Raw genomic sequence first — 16,932 nt, forward strand, 5'->3', positions numbered from 1 at the left:
GACCGCCGGCTACCTTGCCTACTAAGACCCAACCGCGGACGTTTCGCGCTCATAAGTGGGCGCCCCAAGACCTATTTACAGTTCCTGTGACTGCCCTTCAGTAGAGGCCGTAGCGAAGCACCAACAACCCGGACAAGGTCACCACCATGATTGCGACGAGTGGCAGACCGGTGCGGGTGTAATCCCGAAATCTGTAGTCTCCGGCTGACATGATGAGCATGTTGGTCTGATAGGCGACCGGGGTTGCATAGCAAAGATTGCAGCCGAACAAGACGGCGAGGACCAGCGGCTCGACCGGAATCGCCAATTGGTGCCCTAAGCTGAAAGCGATCGGCGTTCCGACCGCAGCCGCCGTCGTGTTCGACGCGAAGTTGGTAAGCACCGTGACGAACAGCATGACCGCCGCCAGCACGCCTGCCGGCGGCAGGAACTGCAGCCCGAGCGCGATCAGCTCGCTCAACCACGTCGCCGCCCCGCTTTCCAGTACGATGCGACCGATTGCGATGCTGGCGGCCACCAGCACGACGACCTTGGCCGACAGCGCCCGGCTGATACGGTCGAAGCGGACGCAGCCCGTCACCAGCATCGCGATCGCGCCGCCGAGAGCGGAAATGGCGATCGGCACGAGTCCGAAGCTGGCCGGGACCACGGCCGCCGCCATGATCGCGAGGGCGAGCGGCGCCTTCGACGTCCGGGGCAATTCCTTCGCCCCGTCGAGGACGAGCATGTTCTCGGCCAGCGCCATCCGCTCGATACCGGCGAGCGCACCGGCCACCAGCAGGATGTCGCCCTCGTCGAACGGGTTCTTGGTCGCGGCGTCTGCGACGGGTGGCGCGATCCACGGCCGCTCCGCGCGATGCACGCCAAGGATGGCGACATTGTACAATTCGGCGACATTCGCGGACGAGACGCCCCTGCCGACCAACGGGGAGTCCTTCGTCACCGCCAACTCGGCGACGATCAGGTCCTCGCCGGTCGTCGCATAACCGCTGGCCAGTCGCTCCATCAGCCAAGTGGGCGCGGCGGTGGCACCGAGGATGCGCATCGTCTCCTCCAGCGCCGCATGCGAAGCGCGGACCGGCAATCGGCCCGCGGAAATGTCGGCGAGGATTTCGACATCTGCGGGCAGCCTGGCGGCGACCTGATCCCACGGCAGATCATGCGCGACCGACGTCTCGCCCAGCCGCAGCAGCGCGATGAACCGCCGGGGCTCGTGACCCGCCGCGACCGAATTGTCCGGTAGCAGGCGCGGCATCACCAGCCAGATGAACGGCAGTGCCACGAGTGCCGCCAGCAGCACGATGGGCGTGAAGTGGAACACCGACATCGGCGGCAGGCCGAGATCGCCGGCGATCGACACGACCAAGAGGTTGGTTGAGGTGCCGATGGTTGTCGACATGCCGCCGATCAGCACCGCACTGTTCACCGGGATCAGCGTGCGAGACGCGGGCATCCCGCCATTTGCCGCGATCGCCGCCATCACCGGCAGCATCAGGACGAGAACCGGCGTGTCGTTGACCATCATGCTCATGCCGAACGCCAGCAGCAATGTGACGAGCAGGCCGACCTGCCGGTTGAAGCGCCAGACCCGCGTCAGCAATCGTGCCGCGGGTTCGAGCGCGCCGGTGGTCACCAGCCCGCGCCCCAGCACCATCAGCGCGCAGATCGTGATGAGCGCGTAGTGGCCGAACCCCTCGAACGCGAGTTTTAGTCCGTCGGTCGGCGATCGGCCGGGCAATGGAAACCAGTAGAGGCCAAGCGCGATCGCACTGATCGTCAACAGCGAGATGATTTCTACCCGCGCGCGGCCCGAGACGAAGCCGTAGAACATGGCCGCCGTCAGCAGCATCGCGCCGATTGCGTGGGCGGACGGCGTGGCAAGCAGGACGTTCAATTACTGGCCTTCGACGATGACCTGCCAGGCGGGTCATCGGTCTCGCTGGCGTGCTCGCGTTGATCGTCCGGCGGGAGAAACGTCTGCGAGAGCGCGTGGTAGAGCCGCTCCTTCGACACGGTCTGCGCGACCCCGTCCGCGATCAGCGCCGATGCAAGCAGCGGCATCATCAATCCCCGGCTCGCCGTCGTCTCGGAGATGATGATGACCGCGGTCAGCGGCGCGCGGACAACGCCGGTAAAATAGGCGACCATGCCCAGTAGTACGATCGCGCCGCCCGGATAGGTTGGGAACGCCCACCGCAGCATATCGCCGACCCCGGCACCCACTGAGAGCGATGGCGCGAAGATGCCGCCCGGCATTCCCGACACCGCAGTCGCCAGCGTCGTCGCCAGCTTCGCGATACCGAACCAGTGCGGTGTATCAGCACCAGTGATGATCGCCCGCGCCGCGCCATAGCCCGTTCCCCAGGTCAGGCCGCTGCCGACGCCGATGATCGCCACGATCAGACCGAGGGATCCGGCGAACAGCGCTGGCCTCGCGCGCAGCCGAGCAACGGGCGCCCAACTCGTCCTGCCGGTCGCCAGCACGGCACGCGAGAAGAACGCGCCCAAAAGCCCGCCCAAAACGCCCGCGACAGGGGCGGCCAGCATCGTCTCGCGAACCGACAGCGTCTGCCGCATGACACCGAAATAGACGTAGTCGCCCGACAGGCCCAGGCTGGTCATGCCGGCGATCAGCACCGCGGTCATGACCAGCAGCGTCATGCGCTGCTCATAGGCAGCGGCCAGCTCTTCGATGGCGAAGGCAACGCCGGCCAGCGGCGTGTTGAAGGCCCCTGCAATGCCTGCAGCGCCACCGGCGATGAACACCGATGCGCGCAACGGGATCGCCATCAGCCGATGGGCGTAGCCCATGATCGCGGCAGCGACCTGTACGGTTGGTCCCTCCCGGCCGGTCGATGCGCCGACGAGCAAAGTGCCGATCGTCAGGACGAGCTTGACGATGACCGTCCGCGCCGAGACGAGCGCGCCCATCGCGTGATTTGGATCGCGGGTCGCCGCCATGACCTGCGGGATCCCCGATCCCCGCGCGGCCGGGGCGACACGCGCGGTCAACCAGGCGATGGCGGCATACCCTAACGGCGTCACGATCAGGGGCGCCCACCACCACCGTGCGACCAGCGCGACGAACCGCTCGCCCGCCCAGTCGGCGAGGTGAGCGAAGCCGAGCGCGACCAGACCGATCGTAACCGCTCCGCCCAGGATCGCGACGCGCCTTCGCCACACCGGCGCGGTCGGGCCATGCTGACGCAGCAGGTCGCGCGCCTGTTCTGGCAATCGTGGCGTCATCATCCCTCCGCAGGTGCGCCGACCGCCGTGGCGACGAGGCACACGAGCCCGATCGCGACGAAGCCGATCCGCTGCGCCGCCGTGCCTTGGCCATCCTTGACCGACACGATCAGCGCCAACGCGCATTGCAACGCATAGAATAGCGCGAAGGCGCGCGACGACAGCGCCACCACCTCGAACGGGTCGGTCAGCCAGACAATGACGATAGCGAGCGCGCCTGCCAGCGCGAAGGCGAGCGGCACGCTGACCTTGTGCCGCGACACTTCGTTGACCAGCCCGCCGGATCCGATCGAGTCGGCGACGGCGGCGCTCAGCTGGCTTGATACCGCGCCGGCCAGCACGAAAATACCTAGCGCTGGTGCGATCAGTTCCATGATGTCGAGGATGCCAGCCACACCCTCGGTCGCGGCGGCGCGGCTGAGGAACGGGGTCAGCAGCGCGATGAAGGCGAGATAGATTGCAGACGAAATCCACTGCGCGTGGCGCATCGTGCGGACCCGCAATTCGGCGGGATAAGCGTGGCCGAGGTAGCGCGACGTCTCGAACCCCTGCACCGTGATGAGCAGGCCGAGCAGCATCGGCACGCTGGCGAACGACAGCTTGACGGGCGGCAGCGGGTCGCCCGCGTCGTTCATTGCCCAGGCGATGCCGAGCGCAGCGAGCAGCCCCGCGATGATCCCGATCTTGATCGAGACGGTGCCATGCGCCAGATGCTCGACCTTGCGCAGATTGCCGCCCAGCGCCAGCAGCGTCATCATCAGGATCAGGACGGTAACGATGATGTTGGCGGCTAGCGGCTGGGATGCGGGATCGATCGCGATCGGTTTCAGCGAGAACTCGGCGAGCAATTTGAGATAATAGGCGACCGACACCGCATAGGCGAGCGCCAGCACGCCCTGGGTGATCCGTGCCAGCCATGCGACCGGATCGTTGAACCGCGCCGCAGCCAGATGCGGCTCGACGTTGACGATGTTGAACCGGATTACCCAGCCGGCAGCATAGGCGATCGCCAGCAGCACGGCCATTGCACCGAGCGCCGCGCCGCCGAACTCGCGGGCCAGCAGCGGCCCGCAGATCAGGAATCCCGAGCCGATGATCGAGGCGAGCGGGGTCACCGTCGCGCGCCAACTGTCCGAACGCGCGAACCTGCCGAACGTCAGCGCCAGCCCGACAATGACGGCAACGACCAGCGCGATGGCGACGATCATGCGGTTCCTCCCAACCAGGCGTTGCCGTCGCGCAGACGACGCTTGTAATCCGGTTCAGCCAGCGCCCGGAGTAGGTCGTCGGCGCGCGCTAGCACGGCATCGCGGCAGGCGCCGTCGAGTGCGCCCTCGGCGAGCGCGCGGAAATCGCGGGTCTGTTGTACCAACGTGGCGATCCGCCCCTCATCATCGCAGCTAAGGGCTACGTCGCCCAGCGCGTTCACGAATCGCTTGCCGGCGATCATGTCTGCGCTGGCATATTGCGCCAGCGCGCCGAACGCGCGGTCGATGAAGCCGGAAAAGCTCATCGGGTGCGCGATGACCCGCAGTGCGCCGTCGCCGTCGGCGCGCAAGCGTGACGGCAGATCGCGCCGAGCGAGTTCTGCCATCGCGGCCCCCAGCCAGTCGAGGCAGCTGTTGGCGGTGAATGGGTCGTTGACGCCGGGCGACAGTGCGCGGGCCGCAATCTCGACCAGTTCGTCGATCAGGAAACGCAGGTCTTGCAACGCGGTGCGCCGTGACCCGACCGCGAACGCGCCCCGCAGGGCTGTAGCGGCATCCTCGTCGCAACGTTCGGCGGGCCATGCTTCCAGCAGCACGCTGCCCCTGTGGCAGAAATCGCCCGATTGATACTGGAGGCGGATGACGAGGTCGTGCTCGCGTGCGGTGTCCAGCAGGGTGCGTTCGTCGATCAGTTGGATGTAGCCGGTGTGCTTGGTACGGACGGGCGCGCGGCGTTCGCAATCCGCGCGGCTCGCGTCCTCGCGAAAGGCGGCGGGCACGCGCGGATCGTCAGATCTTTCCTCCAGCGGGACGCCCACGAAGACGGGGAAACGGCGGTCGATCTCCTCGATCAGCCGATCGCCGATCCGCTCGATCACATTGTTGATGTGGATCCGCATCGGCACGTGGTGAATGAAGAAGATCAGCACCGCGATCGAGCAGAGGACAAGGATCAGCGCCACGAGCAGCGCGAGCTGTGGCACGAATGCCGGCGTCCCGGCCCCGCTCTCGCCAGCCGAGCGGATCGTGCGCAGAACGATCAACGAGTAAACGAAGGTCGCGATGAACGTGCCTAGCGTCACCTGATTGCCGCGATCGGACATGAAGTTGCTCAGCAGCCGGGGGCCGTATTGCCCAGAGGCATAGACGACCGCCGCGATCGTGACAGAAAAGGTCGTGCCGGCGACGCCGATCATCGAGCCGCCGATCGCCGACAACAGGCTGCGCGCGCCGTCCGGCCGGGCCGCGTAAAGCCACGGCATTCCGTCCATCCAAGGCGAGCCGGCGTGGCTGTCCAAGTAGACCATCGCCAGCGCCAGCAGCAGCGCGGCCACAGCCATGATCGTCGGCACGAACCAGTAGCTTTCGCGCAGATCGTTGGAGAGGCGCAGCAGGCGAGCTTTCATGAGTCGGTCTCCGCCTTGGCCGTGTTCAGTCGTCCCAGCACCCGCTGATCGTGCCTGCCTGCACAATCACCGAGAACAGCACGACGACATAGGTCGCCGCCAGAATGACCGAACGCGCCGAACCGTGCGGCAGGCCCATTTGCCGCCGCGCGAGCACCCAGATCAGCGTCACCGGTGCGACCAAGTCGTAGCGCTGCGTTGGCCAGACACCAGAAGCGATCATCCGACCGCATACCACGCCTTCTTGGAAGCGGACGCTTGTTCATCTCGGCAGGTACGGATCAGTTGCAGATCGTGGGATGAACAGGATGGTCAGCTAGCTCCCAACGCAAACGACTCGATGCGGACTTCCGACAGCCCAAACCTCGCGGGAACCGGTCGTTTGCGCGTTGGTGTTGAAACCGGACGGTTGTGTCACTTATACAAGCTCCAAGACGGCGGTTCAGCGTCCCGAATTATGCCACTTCACCGGGATACGAAGGTAAGTGACACCGTTCGCTTCGGCCTCATTGAAATGGCCCGCGCGAATGTTGACCTGGATCGACGGCAGCAGGAGTTTGGGCACGGAAAGTCCGGCATCGCGCTGCTCGCGCATGGCGACGAACTCGTCCTCGCTTACGCCGTCGTGGACGTGGACGCTCGATCGTCGCTGCTCACCCACCGTCGTCTCCCAGCGATAATCGTCGCGACCTGGAGCCTTGTAGTCGTGGCATAGGAACAGCCGCGTCTCGTCGGGCAGAGCGAGTAGCCGGCGGATCGATCGATAGAGCGTACGCGCGTCTCCGCCTGGGAAGTCGGCACGGGCGGTGCCATAATCAGGCATGAATAGGGTATCGCCAACGAAGGCCGCATCGCCAATTAGATAAGCGACATCGGCCGGCGTGTGGCCGGGGACGTGCAGGACATCGACTTGCAGTCCGCCGATCGCGAAGCGGTCGCCATCGTAGAACAGCCGGTCGAAATCCGATCCGTCCGTCCGCAGGTCGTCCATCGCGAACACGGGGCGAAAGATTTTCTGAACGTCGCGAATATGCGCACCGATCCCGATACAAGCGCTGGTGTGCGCCTTGATAAAGGGTGCTGCCGACAGGTGATCGGCATGGGCATGCGTTTCCAGCACGATCGCGATCCGCCAGTTCTGCTCGCGGGCGAAGGCGATGATACGCTCGGCCGAGCGCGTATCGGCGACGCCGCTCGCCATGTCGAAGTCGAGCACCGGATCGATCACCGCCGCGGTCCGCGTCGTGGGATCGCCGACGAGGTAGCTGATCGTGTTCGTCGGTTCGTCGAAGAACGCCTCGATGAAGGGCTCAGTCATCATTTCCTCCGTTAGCACTTGCTAATATATTAGGCAATGCTATATAAGCAATATCTAATGGAGTAGCGATGATGCTTAAATCGCCGATGGACCTGCCGACATTCGAAGCGAAGGCCGGACAGGTGGCCGACACGCTGAAGGCGATTAGCAATGCGCGCCGGCTGATGCTGCTGTGCAAGCTGGTCGAGCATGGCGAGGTAACGGTCGGTGATCTGGCGCGCGATGTCGGCCTGTCGCAGTCGGCTTGCTCGCAGCACCTCGCGAAGATGCGCAACGAGGGCCTCGTCACCTACCGGCGAGAGAGCCAGACGCTCTGGTACGCCATTGCCGACCCGCGCGTCGAAACGCTGCTCGCCACCCTCTACCAGCTCTATTGCAAGGATTGATGCGATGACGCTTGCAACCCTTTCCCCCGCCGACACCCGAGCAGTGATTGATGCGGGAGCGCGGCTGATCGACATTCGCGGTGCCGACGAGCATGCGCGCGAGCGCATCCCTGGCGCGCTGAACGTGCCGCTCGACCGGATCGGCGACCTGCCGCGCGACGGCCGCCCGGTCGTCTTTCACTGCAAGTCGGGGATGCGCACTGCTGCCAATGCGGCTCCACTTGGCGCAGCAGCGGGCGGCGCCCCAGCCTACATCCTTGGGGGTGGTTTGGATGCGTGGCGAAAGGCCGGGCAACCCATCGTCGCCGATCGATCGCAGCCGCTTGAGATCATGCGGCAGGTCCAGATCGCCGCCGGCGTGCTGGTGCTGCTCGGCGTGCTGCTGGGCATGTTCGTCGCGCCTGTTTTCTTCGGCCTTTCCGCCTTCGTCGGCGCAGGGTTGATGTTCGCGGGGGTAACGGGGTGGTGCGGAATGGCCAACCTCCTGCGCGTCATGCCTTGGAACCGGCGCTCGGCGGCCTGAGGCGATCATGGACACCGCCGCCGTCGTTGCCGCACTTGCATCGGGCGGCGTGATCGGCCTGATCCTCGGCCTCGTCGGCGGGGGCGGGTCGATCCTCGCGGTGCCGCTTCTGATCTATGTCGTCGGGATCGGTTCGCCGCACGCCGCGATCGGGACGGCCGCTGTCGCCGTGACTGTTAACGGGCTCGCCAGTTTGATCGGCCATGCCCGCGCTGGCCGTGTGAAGTGGCGGTGCGCCGGCGTGTTTGCGGTTTCGGGCATGATAGGCGCGGCGCTGGGTGCCGAACTGGGCAAGGCGTTCGACGGCAAGCGGCTGCTGGTTCTATTCGGGTCGCTGATGATCGGAGTCGGGCTGTCAGCGCTGCGCAAACGCCGCACAGCCGAAGCGCCGGACGTGCGGCTGACCCGTGAAAGCGCCGCAACGCTGCTACCGCGCCTTGTTCCAATTGGGCTGGGTGTCGGGCTTGCTGCCGGCTTCTTCGGGATCGGGGGCGGGTTTCTGATCGTGCCTGGGCTCATCATCGCGACAGCGATGCCGCTGCCCTTGGCGATCGGCACGTCGCTGGTCGTCGTGAGCGCGCTCGGGTTGACCACCGCTTCCTCTTACGCCCTGTCAGGTATGGTCGATTGGGGCATTACCGCGCTGCTGGTCGCAGGTGGCGTCGCCGGAACGATCGGCGGCATGGCGCTAAGTAAGGTTCTTGGCACCCGCAAAGGACTGCTCGAACGGGGATTCGCCGCTGTCGTCATTGCGATCGGTACCTATGTCATCGCGCAGTCAGCTTAATTCACGTGCCTGCATAGCAAGGTAATGCCACACCAGCCTTTGATCAGAGGTATCGCAAGGGAACGGTTATGCCACCAGCGCGAAGCCACTCCCTGCTGCACCGACCCAATCCCAGACACTCAATGCGCTACGTCCGTACATCGGCTGCGAAGGTGCTGTCAGTCTAACGCGAACTTGTCTCCGTTGGAGACACGTCGCTCTTGAAGGTGGCAGCCTAGCTGGCAAGGCCTTGCCACTCCGCCAAGGCGGCGGAGCGTCGTTCCCGGTAGGCTTTGCGATCGATGAGATGGCGCTCGAGGTTGAAGTGATTGTGGACGTTGGCGTGGACCGAGGCGAACTTCTGCAAGCTCTTCATCTGGCAGAACCGCAGCATCGCCCGCTCCCTTCGTCGGAACGGAAGATGGCTGTTCTCGACCCGGCTGTTCGCCCAGCGACCAACCTCCTGACGATCGCGGCAGCCTAGCTCGTCCATCGCCGCCCCGTAGCTGCGCAAGCCGTCGGTGGTGATCGCTTTGGGTGAGCCGTGGCGCCTGAGTGCCTTCTTCATGAAGGATAGCGCCGCCGTCTTGTCGCGGCTCTTCGTCACGTAGCTCTCGAGCACTTCCCCTTCATGGTCGACGGCCCGCCACAGGTAGACCATCTCGCCGTTCAGCTTCACGTACATCTCGTCCAGGTGCCACCGCCAGTGTCGGAAGCCACGCATCCGGCTCACCCGCGCCCGGCGGATGTCACCGGCAAACAGCGGACCGAACCTGTTCCACCAGAGCCGCACCGTCTCGTGGCAGATGTCGATCCCGCGCTCGAACAGCCGGTCCTCGACGTTGCGCAGCGACAGCGGGAAGCGGACATACATCAGCACCACCAGGCGGATCACCTCGGGCGACGAGTTGAAGTAGCGGAACGGCGATGCGGGTTTGCAGGCGCAAGGCATGGTACTGCCCTTACCGCGCCGACACAGCAGGTGCATTTGGTTTGACTGAGCCGCTTGAGACCTTCCACGATTACGTGATCCGCGAAATGGGCGGGACGATCGGGACAGACGATCGGGTCACGGTCGGCGGCCGTACGATCCGCGCGATCGCCTGCCCGATCGGGATCGACGCGCGCGAATTCATCGCCAGCGCGGGCAGCGCGCAGGCGCTGGATACGCATGCCCGCATGGTCGACAGCGCAATCGGCCGCAAGCTGATTGCGGGCGTCGACCGGCTCGATTATTCCAAAGGGCTCGAGGAACGGTTCAACGGCTATCAGCGCTATCTCGAAACGCGGCCCGATGCGCATGCCAACGTCTTCATGCTGCAGATCGCGCCGCCGTCGCGCGCGACCGTCCAGAGCTACCGCGATATCCACGCCGCGCTGGATGCCCAGTCCGGCCGGATCAACGGTGCGTTCGCCGATATCGACTGGGTGCCGTTGCGCTATGTGAACCAGGGTTTCCCGCGCAACGTGCTGGCCGGCGTCTATCGCGCCGCGCGGATCGGCCTCGTCATGCCGCTGCGCGACGGCATGAACCTCGTCGCCAAGGAATATGTCGCCGCACAGGATCCGGAGGATCCCGGCGTGCTGGTGCTGTCGCGCTTCGCCGGGGCCGCAGCGCAATTGGAAGATGCGCTACTCGTCAATCCCTACAGCCCTGACGACATCGCTGACGCGATCGATCGCGCATTGGCCATGCCCCGCGAGGAGCGGATCGCCCGCTGGACCAAGCTGTTCCGCAACATCTGTGATGAAGATGTGATCTGGTGGCGCAAGCGCTTCACCGATCGCCTCGCCGCCGACTGAGCCTGTGGATCAGACCGGTGGTGCAATCATCAAGCTTTTGCCGTCATCGGCATCTTACAATACGTTCTTCAGTGCCTGATGGAGCCGTTCTCGCACATCCTCATAGCTTGGATCATCCACCATCTCCCTTAGCTGTTCCGTATCCTTGCGATCCGCAACGATCGTCAGCGTGTTCGCGAACACCCAGCGCGTCTCGGCATCATGCTCACGACGAAGTTCCGTCAGCAGCTTCGGGCCTGCCAAACCCTCGGCTTCGGCAACCGCTAGCGCCCGCCCGATGGCTTGGCGAAGGACCGGATGGGACGTGACCGGAAGGTGCTTCAGCAGGATCGGGATCGCTTCAGGGTAGCTATCGCTCGTGTTCACCATCTCGAAGACCGACGTCAGATGGCTCCCCACAGCAGCTAAGTCTCGCTCGAAGAGTTGCTCCTCCGGTGTCATCTCCGCCTGCAACGCATCCACGGATGCTTGATGTTTCTCCTGACGTTTACGGTCCCGCTCCACCCACTCGGGATCTCGCTGCAGCTCCTGCATCAAATCCCACGCTCCAACCTTGCGTCGCTTAATGGTCATTAGAAAGTTCCCGGTATAAATTTGGGCTTGATAATGCCCGAGCGGATGGCCGCTTCAAGTGGGCCGCTCAGGATCGTTTGACCGCTGGGATGAAGCGGCCCGCGCACGTATAGCTCGAACGTGAACTCCTTGTAGTTTGCGTAAGCGGCGTAGTCGCGGAGCTGACGAGTATAACCTTGATACGCGACATTTTTCGACTCGATCAGCCGCGCACCCTTAAGGTCGATTGCATCCCGGAAGCGTAACTGGTTGCTGCCGAGAATACGGATACCGACCTTCGGCCCGTTACCAGGAGGCCAAACAAAGCATCCTCGTAGCGGCGACTTGGCGCCCATCAGCCTTCGCAGGCGCCGTAGGCTGGTGTAGGCGCGGACTATGAATGCCGCTTTCCCAATCATCCCCATCCCCATCCCCGCACCGTCGCTGGCTGGCCTGCCGCATGGCTTTCTTGGCCGCGGGGGTGGGGTATCGACCGGCATCCATGCCGGACTGAACGTCGGCCTGGGATCGGACGACGACCGCGATGCGATCCGTGAGAATCGCCGGCGCGCGGTGGATGCGGTGCTGCCGGGGGCGGCGCTGGTGACGCTGCACCAAGTCCATTCGGCCGAGGCGGTCGCGGTAACCGCGCCGTTCGCAGACGACGCGCGCCCGCACGCCGATGCGCTCGTCACCGATCGGCCGGGGCTGCTGCTGGGCATCCTGACCGCGGATTGCGTGCCCGTGCTGCTGGCCGATCACGCGGCCGGCGTGGTGGGCGCCGCGCATGCCGGCTGGAAAGGCGCGATCGGCGGGGTGACCGATGCCACGCTGGCCGCGATGGAAAGGCTGGGCGCGTCGCGCGACGGCATCGTCGCTGCGATCGGCCCCTGCATCGCACGCGCCTCCTACGAAGTCGACGATGCGTTCCGTGCGCGGTTCGAGGCGGACGATCCCGCGAACGAGCGCTTCTTCGCCGAAGGGCGCGCCGGCCGCCACCAGTTCGATATCGAAGCCTATGTCACCGCCCGGCTGGCGGCGGCCGGCGTGCGGCGGATCGCGGCGCTGGGGTTGGACACCTATGCCGATCCGGCGCGCTTCTTCAGCTATCGTCGCGCGACCCATCGCGGCGAGTCCGGCTATGGCCGGCAGATCAGCCTGATCGGGCTGGCCTGAACCGGGGCGTCGCGGCTAAGGAAGTAACGAACGAAACCATCTCTCGAAGGAAGCCGCGATGGCGACGCCCCCCAAGGCCCCGCAGGAAACCGAAGCCGATCTGACCAGCGCCACCCCGCGCCGCCGCCCCAAGCCAGAGGTGATGGAGATCGGCGGCCGCAAGCTCAGCCCGTCCACGCTGATGATGGGCCATGGCTTCGATCCGGCGCTGTCCGAAGGGTCGCTGAAGCCGCCGATCTTTCTGACATCGACCTTCGTGTTCGAGAATGCGGCCGCGGGCAAGCGCCACTTCGAAGGCGTGACCGGCAAGCGCCCCGGTGGCGCGGAAGGGCTGGTCTATTCGCGCTTCAACGGGCCGAACCAGGAAATCCTGGAGGATCGGCTGGGCATCTGGGAGGATGCCGAGGATGCGCTGACTTTCTCGTCCGGCATGGCGGCGATCGCGACCGTGCTGCTGGCCAACGTCCGCCCCGGCGATACCATCGTCCATTCGGCGCCGCTCTATGCCGCAACCGAGACGCTGATCGGCAAGGTGCTGGGCCGGTTCGGCGTGCATTGGCTGGACTTCCCGGCCGGCGCCACGCGGGCGCAGATCGATGCGATCATGGCGCGCGCCAACGCCTCCGGCCGCGTGGCGATGATCTATCTGGAAAGCCCCGCCAACCCGACCAACGCGCTGGTCGACGTGCAGGCGGTGCGCGCCAGCCGCGACGCGATCTTCACCGGTGAAAAGCCGCCGATCGTGATCGACAACACCTTCCTCGGCCCGCTGTGGCAGCAACCGCTGAAGCATGGTGCCGATCTGGTGCTGTACAGCCTGACCAAATATGCCGGCGGCCATTCGGATCTGGTGGCGGGCGGCGCGGTCGGCTCGAAGGCGGTGCTCGATCCGATCCGCGCAATGCGCAACACGATCGGCACGATCACCGATCCCAACACCGCCTGGATGCTGCTGCGTTCGCTGGAAACGCTGGAGCTGCGGATGAGCCGCGCGGGCGAGAATGCGGAGAAGGTCTGCGCCTATCTGCGCGATCACCCCAAGGTGGAGACCGTCGGCTATCTCGGCTTCCTCGAAGAAGGATCGCGCCAGGCCGACATCTACCAGCGGCATTGCACCGGCGCGGGATCGACCTTCTCGCTCTATCTGAAGGGCGGCGAGCGCGAGAGCTTCGCCTTCCTCGATGCGCTGAAGATCGCCAAGCTCGCCGTCAGCCTGGGCGGCACCGAGACGCTGGCGAGCCATCCCGCGGGGATGACGCACCTGTCCGTGCCCGATCAGCGCAAGCTGGATCTGGGCATCACCGACAATCTGGTGCGCATCTCGATCGGGGTCGAGAATGCGGACGACCTGATCGCCGATTTCGAGCAGGCGCTGAAGCTGGTCTGATCCGCGCCGCCGTCAGCCGCCGCCTCCGGGCGGCGGCGACATCGATCCCGGCACGCCTGCAGGGCCGATGCCGCCGGGCGCCGGCACGCCCGGGGCGGAAAGCGGCGGCACGATCGCGCTCTGGCCGCTGCTGCGCGTACGATCCAGCTGATCGGCTGCCGTCTCGCGCGCCTGCCGCCGGGCCGCGCGCCGGGCTTCGCGCAGCTGCTCGCGAAACAGCTCGGTCTGCGGATCGAAAGTAGCAGCCGGCGCAGGCGGCGGCGGATCGACAATGCCGGTCGTCATCGTGTCACGCGCGCCGCCGGCGACGGGTGCCGATACCTGCGCGAACAACGCGGTCGGTGCCGCCGCCAGCAGCAGCGTGATGATCGGGCCGAAAGTACGCATGGGTCTGACTCCTGGCGTAAAAGCGTGCTCGCGCCGCGCCTTGCCTGTCAACCGCGGCCGCGGCTGCCCGTTCCCCAGTCCATCACCGGCCACCCCTTCGTGGCCGCCAGCGCTGCGAGCGCGGGCGACGGATGCACCGCATAGCCTTCGTCCGCCCACTCCAGCACCGGCGCGTCGGACACATGATCCGAATAGAAGCGGATATGCGCATCGGACCGCGCGATGCCCTGCGCTTCCAGCCAGGCCTGCACCATCCGCAGCTTCGCCGGGCCGTAGCAATTCTCGCCGTCGATCTTCGGGCGCAGCCGGCCATCGAGCCCGGCCAGCGATGCGGTGGCGATGACATCGTCGAACCCAGCCGCGCGGCCGATCGCCTCGGCATAAAGCCGGTAGGATGCGGTCGCCAGCACCATCCGGTAGCCGGCGGCGCGCTCGTCGGCGATCCGCGCCAGCGCACCGGGGCGGATGTTGGTCGCCAGTGTCGTGCGCGCGAAATCGGTGACGACGCCGGCCAGCTCGGCCGGATCGAGATGCCGGCCAAGCAGCAGCCGCTGGTTGATTTCCTTCAGCCGGCCGCGATCGATCGCCTTGGCGAGATAGGCCAGCCCCGGCCCCACCGATAGCGGCGCGAGCGCGAGTCGCCATGGCGCCAGAGCGCGCGCGGCATGCGCCAGGAAGCGGGCATAGGTCGGGTGGACGGTGATCGTCTTGTCCATGTCGTAGATGGCGATGCGCTGCATGGGGCCGGAATAGGGAACTGTTACGCCGCCGCAAGCGTCTCTCAAGCCGATGCTTGCCCGCGCGCCAATCCCGGTTCAGAAGAACGCGCGATGAGCGGGGCCGCGACAATCACCGAGGATGGCGATGTGCTCCGCTTGGGCGGCACGCTGACGCTTGCCCGGATGCGCGATCTGCCGGCCCGGTTGGAAGGGCTGAAGCCCGCCACGGTCGATCTGTCGGGGGTCGAGCGGATCGATACGGTCGGCGCATGGCTCGTCCACCGGCTGGTGCGCGACAGCGGCGCGGAAGTGACCGGCGCGGATCAGGATGCGACCCGCCTGCTGGCGCAGGTAGCCGAAGGGGATCGGCCCGCCAAGATCCGGCCAGATCGCACGCCCCCCTTCCTGCGCGTGCTGGGCCAGGTCGGCGGTGCGGTGGCGCAGGCGGGGCATACGCTGGTCGGGCTGCTGGGCTTCTTCGGCGCGGTGCTCGTCAGCGCCTGGGCGATCATCCGCCATCCCCGCCGCTTCCGTGGCAATGCGATCGCGCGCCAGTTCGAAGTGGTCGGCGTCGAGGCGCTGGGCATCGTCGGGCTCATGAGCTTCCTGATCGGCATCGTGATTGCGCAGCAGGGCGCGGTGCAGCTGCGCCAGTTCGGGGCGGAAGTGTTCGCGATCAACCTGATCGGGCGGATCACGCTGCGCGAACTGGGCGTGCTGATGACCGCGATCATGGTCGCCGGCCGCTCCGGATCCGCCTTCGCCGCGCAAATCGGATCGATGCGGCTGGCCGAGGAAGTGGATGCGATGCGCACGATCGGCGTCTCGCCGATGGAAGCGCTGGTGTTCCCGCGCGTGCTGGCCACCGTGGTGCTGATGCCGCTCCTGGGCTTCTACTCCTCGCTAGTGGCAATCGTAGGCGGCGGGCTGTTCTGCTGGATCTCGCTCGATATTCCGCCGATCACCTTCGTGCAGCGGATCAAGGAAGTGGTGCCGCTGACCGACCTGTGGGTGGGCCTGCTGAAGGCACCGGTGTTCGGCCTGATCATTGCGATGGCGGGCTGTTTTCAGGGCATGCAGGTGAAGGGCAATGCCGAGGAAGTGGGCCTGCGCACCACTGCCGCAGTGGTGCAGGCGATCTTCCTTGTGATCGTGCTCGATGCGGTGTTCGCGGTCTTCTATTCGGCGATCGGCTGGATATGAGCCAGACTTGCGACACCGATGGGACGGTGATCACCGTCCGCAACCTGACCAATCGGTTCGGTGATCAGATCGTGCACGAAGGCCTCGACCTCGAGGTGAAGCGCGGCGAGATTCTGGGCGTGGTCGGTGGTTCGGGCACCGGCAAATCGGTGCTGATGCGATCGATCATCGGGCTGCAGGAGCCGGCCGAAGGCGAGATCGAGGTGTTCGGCGAGCCGATGATCGGCCGCGAGGACACCGAGGCGCGCAATGTGCGCCGCCGCTGGGGCGTGCTGTTCCAGGCCGGTGCGCTGTTTTCCACGCTTACCGTCGCGGAAAATGTCCAGGTGCCGCTGCGCGAATATTATCGCCGGCTGGACGCCAAGCTGCTCGATGAGATCGCCAGCTACAAGATCGCGATGTCGGGCCTGCCGGTGGAGGCGGGGCCGAAATATCCGTCCGAACTGTCGGGCGGTATGCGCAAGCGCGCCGGTCTGGCCCGCGCGCTGGCGCTCGACCCCGAACTCCTGTTCCTCGACGAGCCGACCGCGGGCCTGGATCCGATCGGCGCGGCCGCGTTCGACGAGCTGATCGCCAGCCTGAAGGAAACGCTGGGGCTGACGGTGTTCCTGATCACGCATGATCTGGATACGCTGTACGCCATCTGCGATCGGGTGGCGGTGCTGGCCGATCGCAAGGTGATCGCGGTCGGAACGATCCCGGAACTGCTGGCGTTGGATCATCCGTGGATCCAGGAATATTTCAACGGGCCGCGCGGCCGGGTTGCGGCCGACGCCGCCGACCGGGCGGACCACGACAGGGATCAGACGGGCGCGGAAGCGGCGCACGGGCGAGTGGGGGCGTGACGCGCTG

18 protein-coding genes and 1 pseudogene are annotated in these 16,932 nt (G+C 65.8%); 8 read left to right on the forward strand and 11 right to left on the reverse strand.

The features are described from left to right. Window positions 1-97: 97 nt before the first annotated feature. The 6 genes from ABC347_RS11730 to ABC347_RS11755 all read right to left on the reverse strand — a co-directional run bounded on the left by ABC347_RS11730 (window position 98) and on the right by ABC347_RS11755 (window position 7,178). Window positions 98-1,894, reverse strand: coding sequence for an SLC13 family permease (locus ABC347_RS11730; RefSeq protein ID WP_413245909.1), 1,797 nt, complete (start codon window positions 1,892-1,894; stop codon window positions 98-100). Further along, on the reverse strand, window positions 1,891-3,246 hold the full coding sequence (locus ABC347_RS11735; RefSeq protein ID WP_413245910.1) for a chloride channel protein: 1,356 nt from the start codon (window positions 3,244-3,246) through the stop codon (window positions 1,891-1,893). Before ABC347_RS11735 ends, ABC347_RS11730 begins: the two co-directional genes overlap by 4 nt. Next, window positions 3,246-4,454, reverse strand: coding sequence for a hypothetical protein (locus tag ABC347_RS11740; RefSeq protein WP_413245911.1), 1,209 nt, complete (start codon window positions 4,452-4,454; stop codon window positions 3,246-3,248). Before ABC347_RS11740 ends, ABC347_RS11735 begins: the two co-directional genes overlap by 1 nt. Further along, window positions 4,451-5,860 (reverse strand): DUF2254 domain-containing protein, encoded by a 1,410-nt coding sequence (locus ABC347_RS11745; RefSeq protein WP_413245912.1) that lies wholly within the window; start codon window positions 5,858-5,860, stop codon window positions 4,451-4,453. Before ABC347_RS11745 ends, ABC347_RS11740 begins: the two co-directional genes overlap by 4 nt. 25 nt (window positions 5,861-5,885) lie before the next feature. After that, on the reverse strand, window positions 5,886-6,083 hold the full coding sequence (locus ABC347_RS11750; protein WP_413245913.1) for a hypothetical protein: 198 nt from the start codon (window positions 6,081-6,083) through the stop codon (window positions 5,886-5,888). A gap of 219 nt (window positions 6,084-6,302) precedes the next feature. Beyond that, window positions 6,303-7,178, reverse strand: a complete 876-nt coding sequence (locus ABC347_RS11755) for an MBL fold metallo-hydrolase (protein WP_413245914.1) — start codon at window positions 7,176-7,178, stop codon at window positions 6,303-6,305. Window positions 7,179-7,246: 68 nt separating this feature from the next. Between ABC347_RS11755 and ABC347_RS11760 the strand changes: the two genes are divergently transcribed. Genes ABC347_RS11760 through ABC347_RS11770 form a run of 3 tightly spaced genes read left to right on the forward strand, consistent with a single transcriptional unit; the run spans window position 7,247 to window position 8,874 of the window. After that, on the forward strand, window positions 7,247-7,564 hold the full coding sequence (locus ABC347_RS11760) for an ArsR/SmtB family transcription factor (protein WP_413243748.1): 318 nt from the start codon (window positions 7,247-7,249) through the stop codon (window positions 7,562-7,564). A 4-nt stretch (window positions 7,565-7,568) separates the two neighbouring features. Beyond that, window positions 7,569-8,087, forward strand: coding sequence for a rhodanese-like domain-containing protein (locus ABC347_RS11765; RefSeq protein WP_413245915.1), 519 nt, complete (start codon window positions 7,569-7,571; stop codon window positions 8,085-8,087). 7 nt (window positions 8,088-8,094) lie between these two features. Next, window positions 8,095-8,874 (forward strand): sulfite exporter TauE/SafE family protein, encoded by a 780-nt coding sequence (locus ABC347_RS11770; protein ID WP_413245916.1) that lies wholly within the window; start codon window positions 8,095-8,097, stop codon window positions 8,872-8,874. Window positions 8,875-9,088: 214 nt separating this feature from the next. Here ABC347_RS11770 and ABC347_RS11775 read toward each other — a convergent pair whose 3' ends face one another. Next, window positions 9,089-9,805: an IS6 family transposase gene (locus ABC347_RS11775; protein ID WP_413245917.1), complete on the reverse strand. Its 717-nt coding sequence runs from the start codon at window positions 9,803-9,805 to the stop codon at window positions 9,089-9,091. A gap of 35 nt (window positions 9,806-9,840) precedes the next feature. On the opposite strand from ABC347_RS11775, the pseudogene ABC347_RS11780 reads away from it, so the two are divergent. Continuing rightward, window positions 9,841-10,656, forward strand: a pseudogene (locus ABC347_RS11780) (alpha,alpha-trehalose-phosphate synthase (UDP-forming)); the annotation flags it as partial. Between the two features lie 54 nt (window positions 10,657-10,710). On the opposite strand, the gene ABC347_RS11785 reads toward ABC347_RS11780, so the two are convergent. Together ABC347_RS11785 and ABC347_RS11790 are read right to left on the reverse strand one after the other, a co-directional pair. Then, entirely contained in the window at window positions 10,711-11,229 is a 519-nt protein-coding gene (locus ABC347_RS11785; RefSeq protein ID WP_413245918.1) for a HEAT repeat domain-containing protein, read from the reverse strand. Next, entirely contained in the window at window positions 11,229-11,564 is a 336-nt protein-coding gene (locus ABC347_RS11790) for a putative toxin (protein ID WP_413245919.1), read from the reverse strand. Before ABC347_RS11790 ends, ABC347_RS11785 begins: the two co-directional genes overlap by 1 nt. A 40-nt stretch (window positions 11,565-11,604) precedes the next feature. On the opposite strand from ABC347_RS11790, the gene pgeF reads away from it, so the two are divergent. Together pgeF and ABC347_RS11800 are read left to right on the forward strand one after the other, a co-directional pair. Next, window positions 11,605-12,384 (forward strand): peptidoglycan editing factor PgeF, encoded by a 780-nt coding sequence (gene pgeF, locus ABC347_RS11795; RefSeq protein WP_413245920.1) that lies wholly within the window; start codon window positions 11,605-11,607, stop codon window positions 12,382-12,384. Between the two features lie 58 nt (window positions 12,385-12,442). Then, window positions 12,443-13,771: a cystathionine gamma-synthase family protein gene (locus tag ABC347_RS11800; protein WP_413245921.1), complete on the forward strand. Its 1,329-nt coding sequence runs from the start codon at window positions 12,443-12,445 to the stop codon at window positions 13,769-13,771. A gap of 12 nt (window positions 13,772-13,783) precedes the next feature. On the opposite strand, the gene ABC347_RS11805 is transcribed toward ABC347_RS11800, so the two are convergent. After that, on the reverse strand, window positions 13,784-14,158 hold the full coding sequence (locus ABC347_RS11805; RefSeq protein ID WP_413245922.1) for a hypothetical protein: 375 nt from the start codon (window positions 14,156-14,158) through the stop codon (window positions 13,784-13,786). Between the two features lie 47 nt (window positions 14,159-14,205). Next, complete coding sequence (locus ABC347_RS11810; RefSeq protein ID WP_413245923.1) at window positions 14,206-14,898, reverse strand: HAD family hydrolase; 693 nt, start codon at window positions 14,896-14,898, stop codon at window positions 14,206-14,208. 90 nt (window positions 14,899-14,988) lie between these two features. Between ABC347_RS11810 and ABC347_RS11815 the strand changes: the two genes are divergently transcribed. Continuing rightward, a complete protein-coding gene (locus tag ABC347_RS11815) occupies window positions 14,989-16,080 on the forward strand; it encodes an ABC transporter permease (protein ID WP_413245924.1) in 1,092 nt (363 codons plus the stop codon). Next, window positions 16,077-16,925, forward strand: coding sequence for an ABC transporter ATP-binding protein (locus tag ABC347_RS11820; RefSeq protein WP_413245925.1), 849 nt, complete (start codon window positions 16,077-16,079; stop codon window positions 16,923-16,925). The genes ABC347_RS11815 and ABC347_RS11820 overlap by 4 nt, the downstream gene beginning before the upstream one ends. Window positions 16,926-16,932 lie beyond the last annotated feature (7 nt).

The sequence above is a fragment of the Sphingomonas canaveralia genome, assembly GCF_047238125.1.
Classification (GTDB): Bacteria; Pseudomonadota; Alphaproteobacteria; order Sphingomonadales; family Sphingomonadaceae; genus JBDFMH01.

Bases quoted from the DNA above. Each gene is read 5' to 3' on its own strand.
- ABC347_RS11810 (WP_413245923.1), bottom strand. From the start codon at position 14,898: ATGCAGCGCATCGCCATCTACGACATGGACAAGACGATCACCGTCCAC.
- ABC347_RS11760 (WP_413243748.1), top strand. From the start codon at position 7,247: ATGATGCTTAAATCGCCGATGGACCTGCCGACATTCGAAGCGAAGGCC.
- ABC347_RS11790 (WP_413245919.1), bottom strand. From the start codon at position 11,564: ATGGGCGCCAAGTCGCCGCTACGAGGATGCTTTGTTTGGCCTCCTGGT.
- ABC347_RS11800 (WP_413245921.1), top strand. From the start codon at position 12,443: ATGGCGACGCCCCCCAAGGCCCCGCAGGAAACCGAAGCCGATCTGACC.
- ABC347_RS11815 (WP_413245924.1), top strand. From the start codon at position 14,989: ATGAGCGGGGCCGCGACAATCACCGAGGATGGCGATGTGCTCCGCTTG.
- ABC347_RS11750 (WP_413245913.1), bottom strand. From the start codon at position 6,083: ATGATCGCTTCTGGTGTCTGGCCAACGCAGCGCTACGACTTGGTCGCA.
- ABC347_RS11745 (WP_413245912.1), bottom strand. From the start codon at position 5,860: ATGAAAGCTCGCCTGCTGCGCCTCTCCAACGATCTGCGCGAAAGCTAC.
- ABC347_RS11755 (WP_413245914.1), bottom strand. From the start codon at position 7,178: ATGACTGAGCCCTTCATCGAGGCGTTCTTCGACGAACCGACGAACACG.
- ABC347_RS11775 (WP_413245917.1), bottom strand. From the start codon at position 9,805: ATGCCTTGCGCCTGCAAACCCGCATCGCCGTTCCGCTACTTCAACTCG.
- ABC347_RS11820 (WP_413245925.1), top strand. From the start codon at position 16,077: ATGAGCCAGACTTGCGACACCGATGGGACGGTGATCACCGTCCGCAAC.
- ABC347_RS11740 (WP_413245911.1), bottom strand. From the start codon at position 4,454: ATGATCGTCGCCATCGCGCTGGTCGTTGCCGTCATTGTCGGGCTGGCG.
- ABC347_RS11805 (WP_413245922.1), bottom strand. From the start codon at position 14,158: ATGCGTACTTTCGGCCCGATCATCACGCTGCTGCTGGCGGCGGCACCG.
- pgeF (WP_413245920.1), top strand. From the start codon at position 11,605: ATGAATGCCGCTTTCCCAATCATCCCCATCCCCATCCCCGCACCGTCG.
- ABC347_RS11770 (WP_413245916.1), top strand. From the start codon at position 8,095: ATGGACACCGCCGCCGTCGTTGCCGCACTTGCATCGGGCGGCGTGATC.
- ABC347_RS11735 (WP_413245910.1), bottom strand. From the start codon at position 3,246: ATGACGCCACGATTGCCAGAACAGGCGCGCGACCTGCTGCGTCAGCAT.
- ABC347_RS11785 (WP_413245918.1), bottom strand. From the start codon at position 11,229: ATGACCATTAAGCGACGCAAGGTTGGAGCGTGGGATTTGATGCAGGAG.
- ABC347_RS11765 (WP_413245915.1), top strand. From the start codon at position 7,569: ATGACGCTTGCAACCCTTTCCCCCGCCGACACCCGAGCAGTGATTGAT.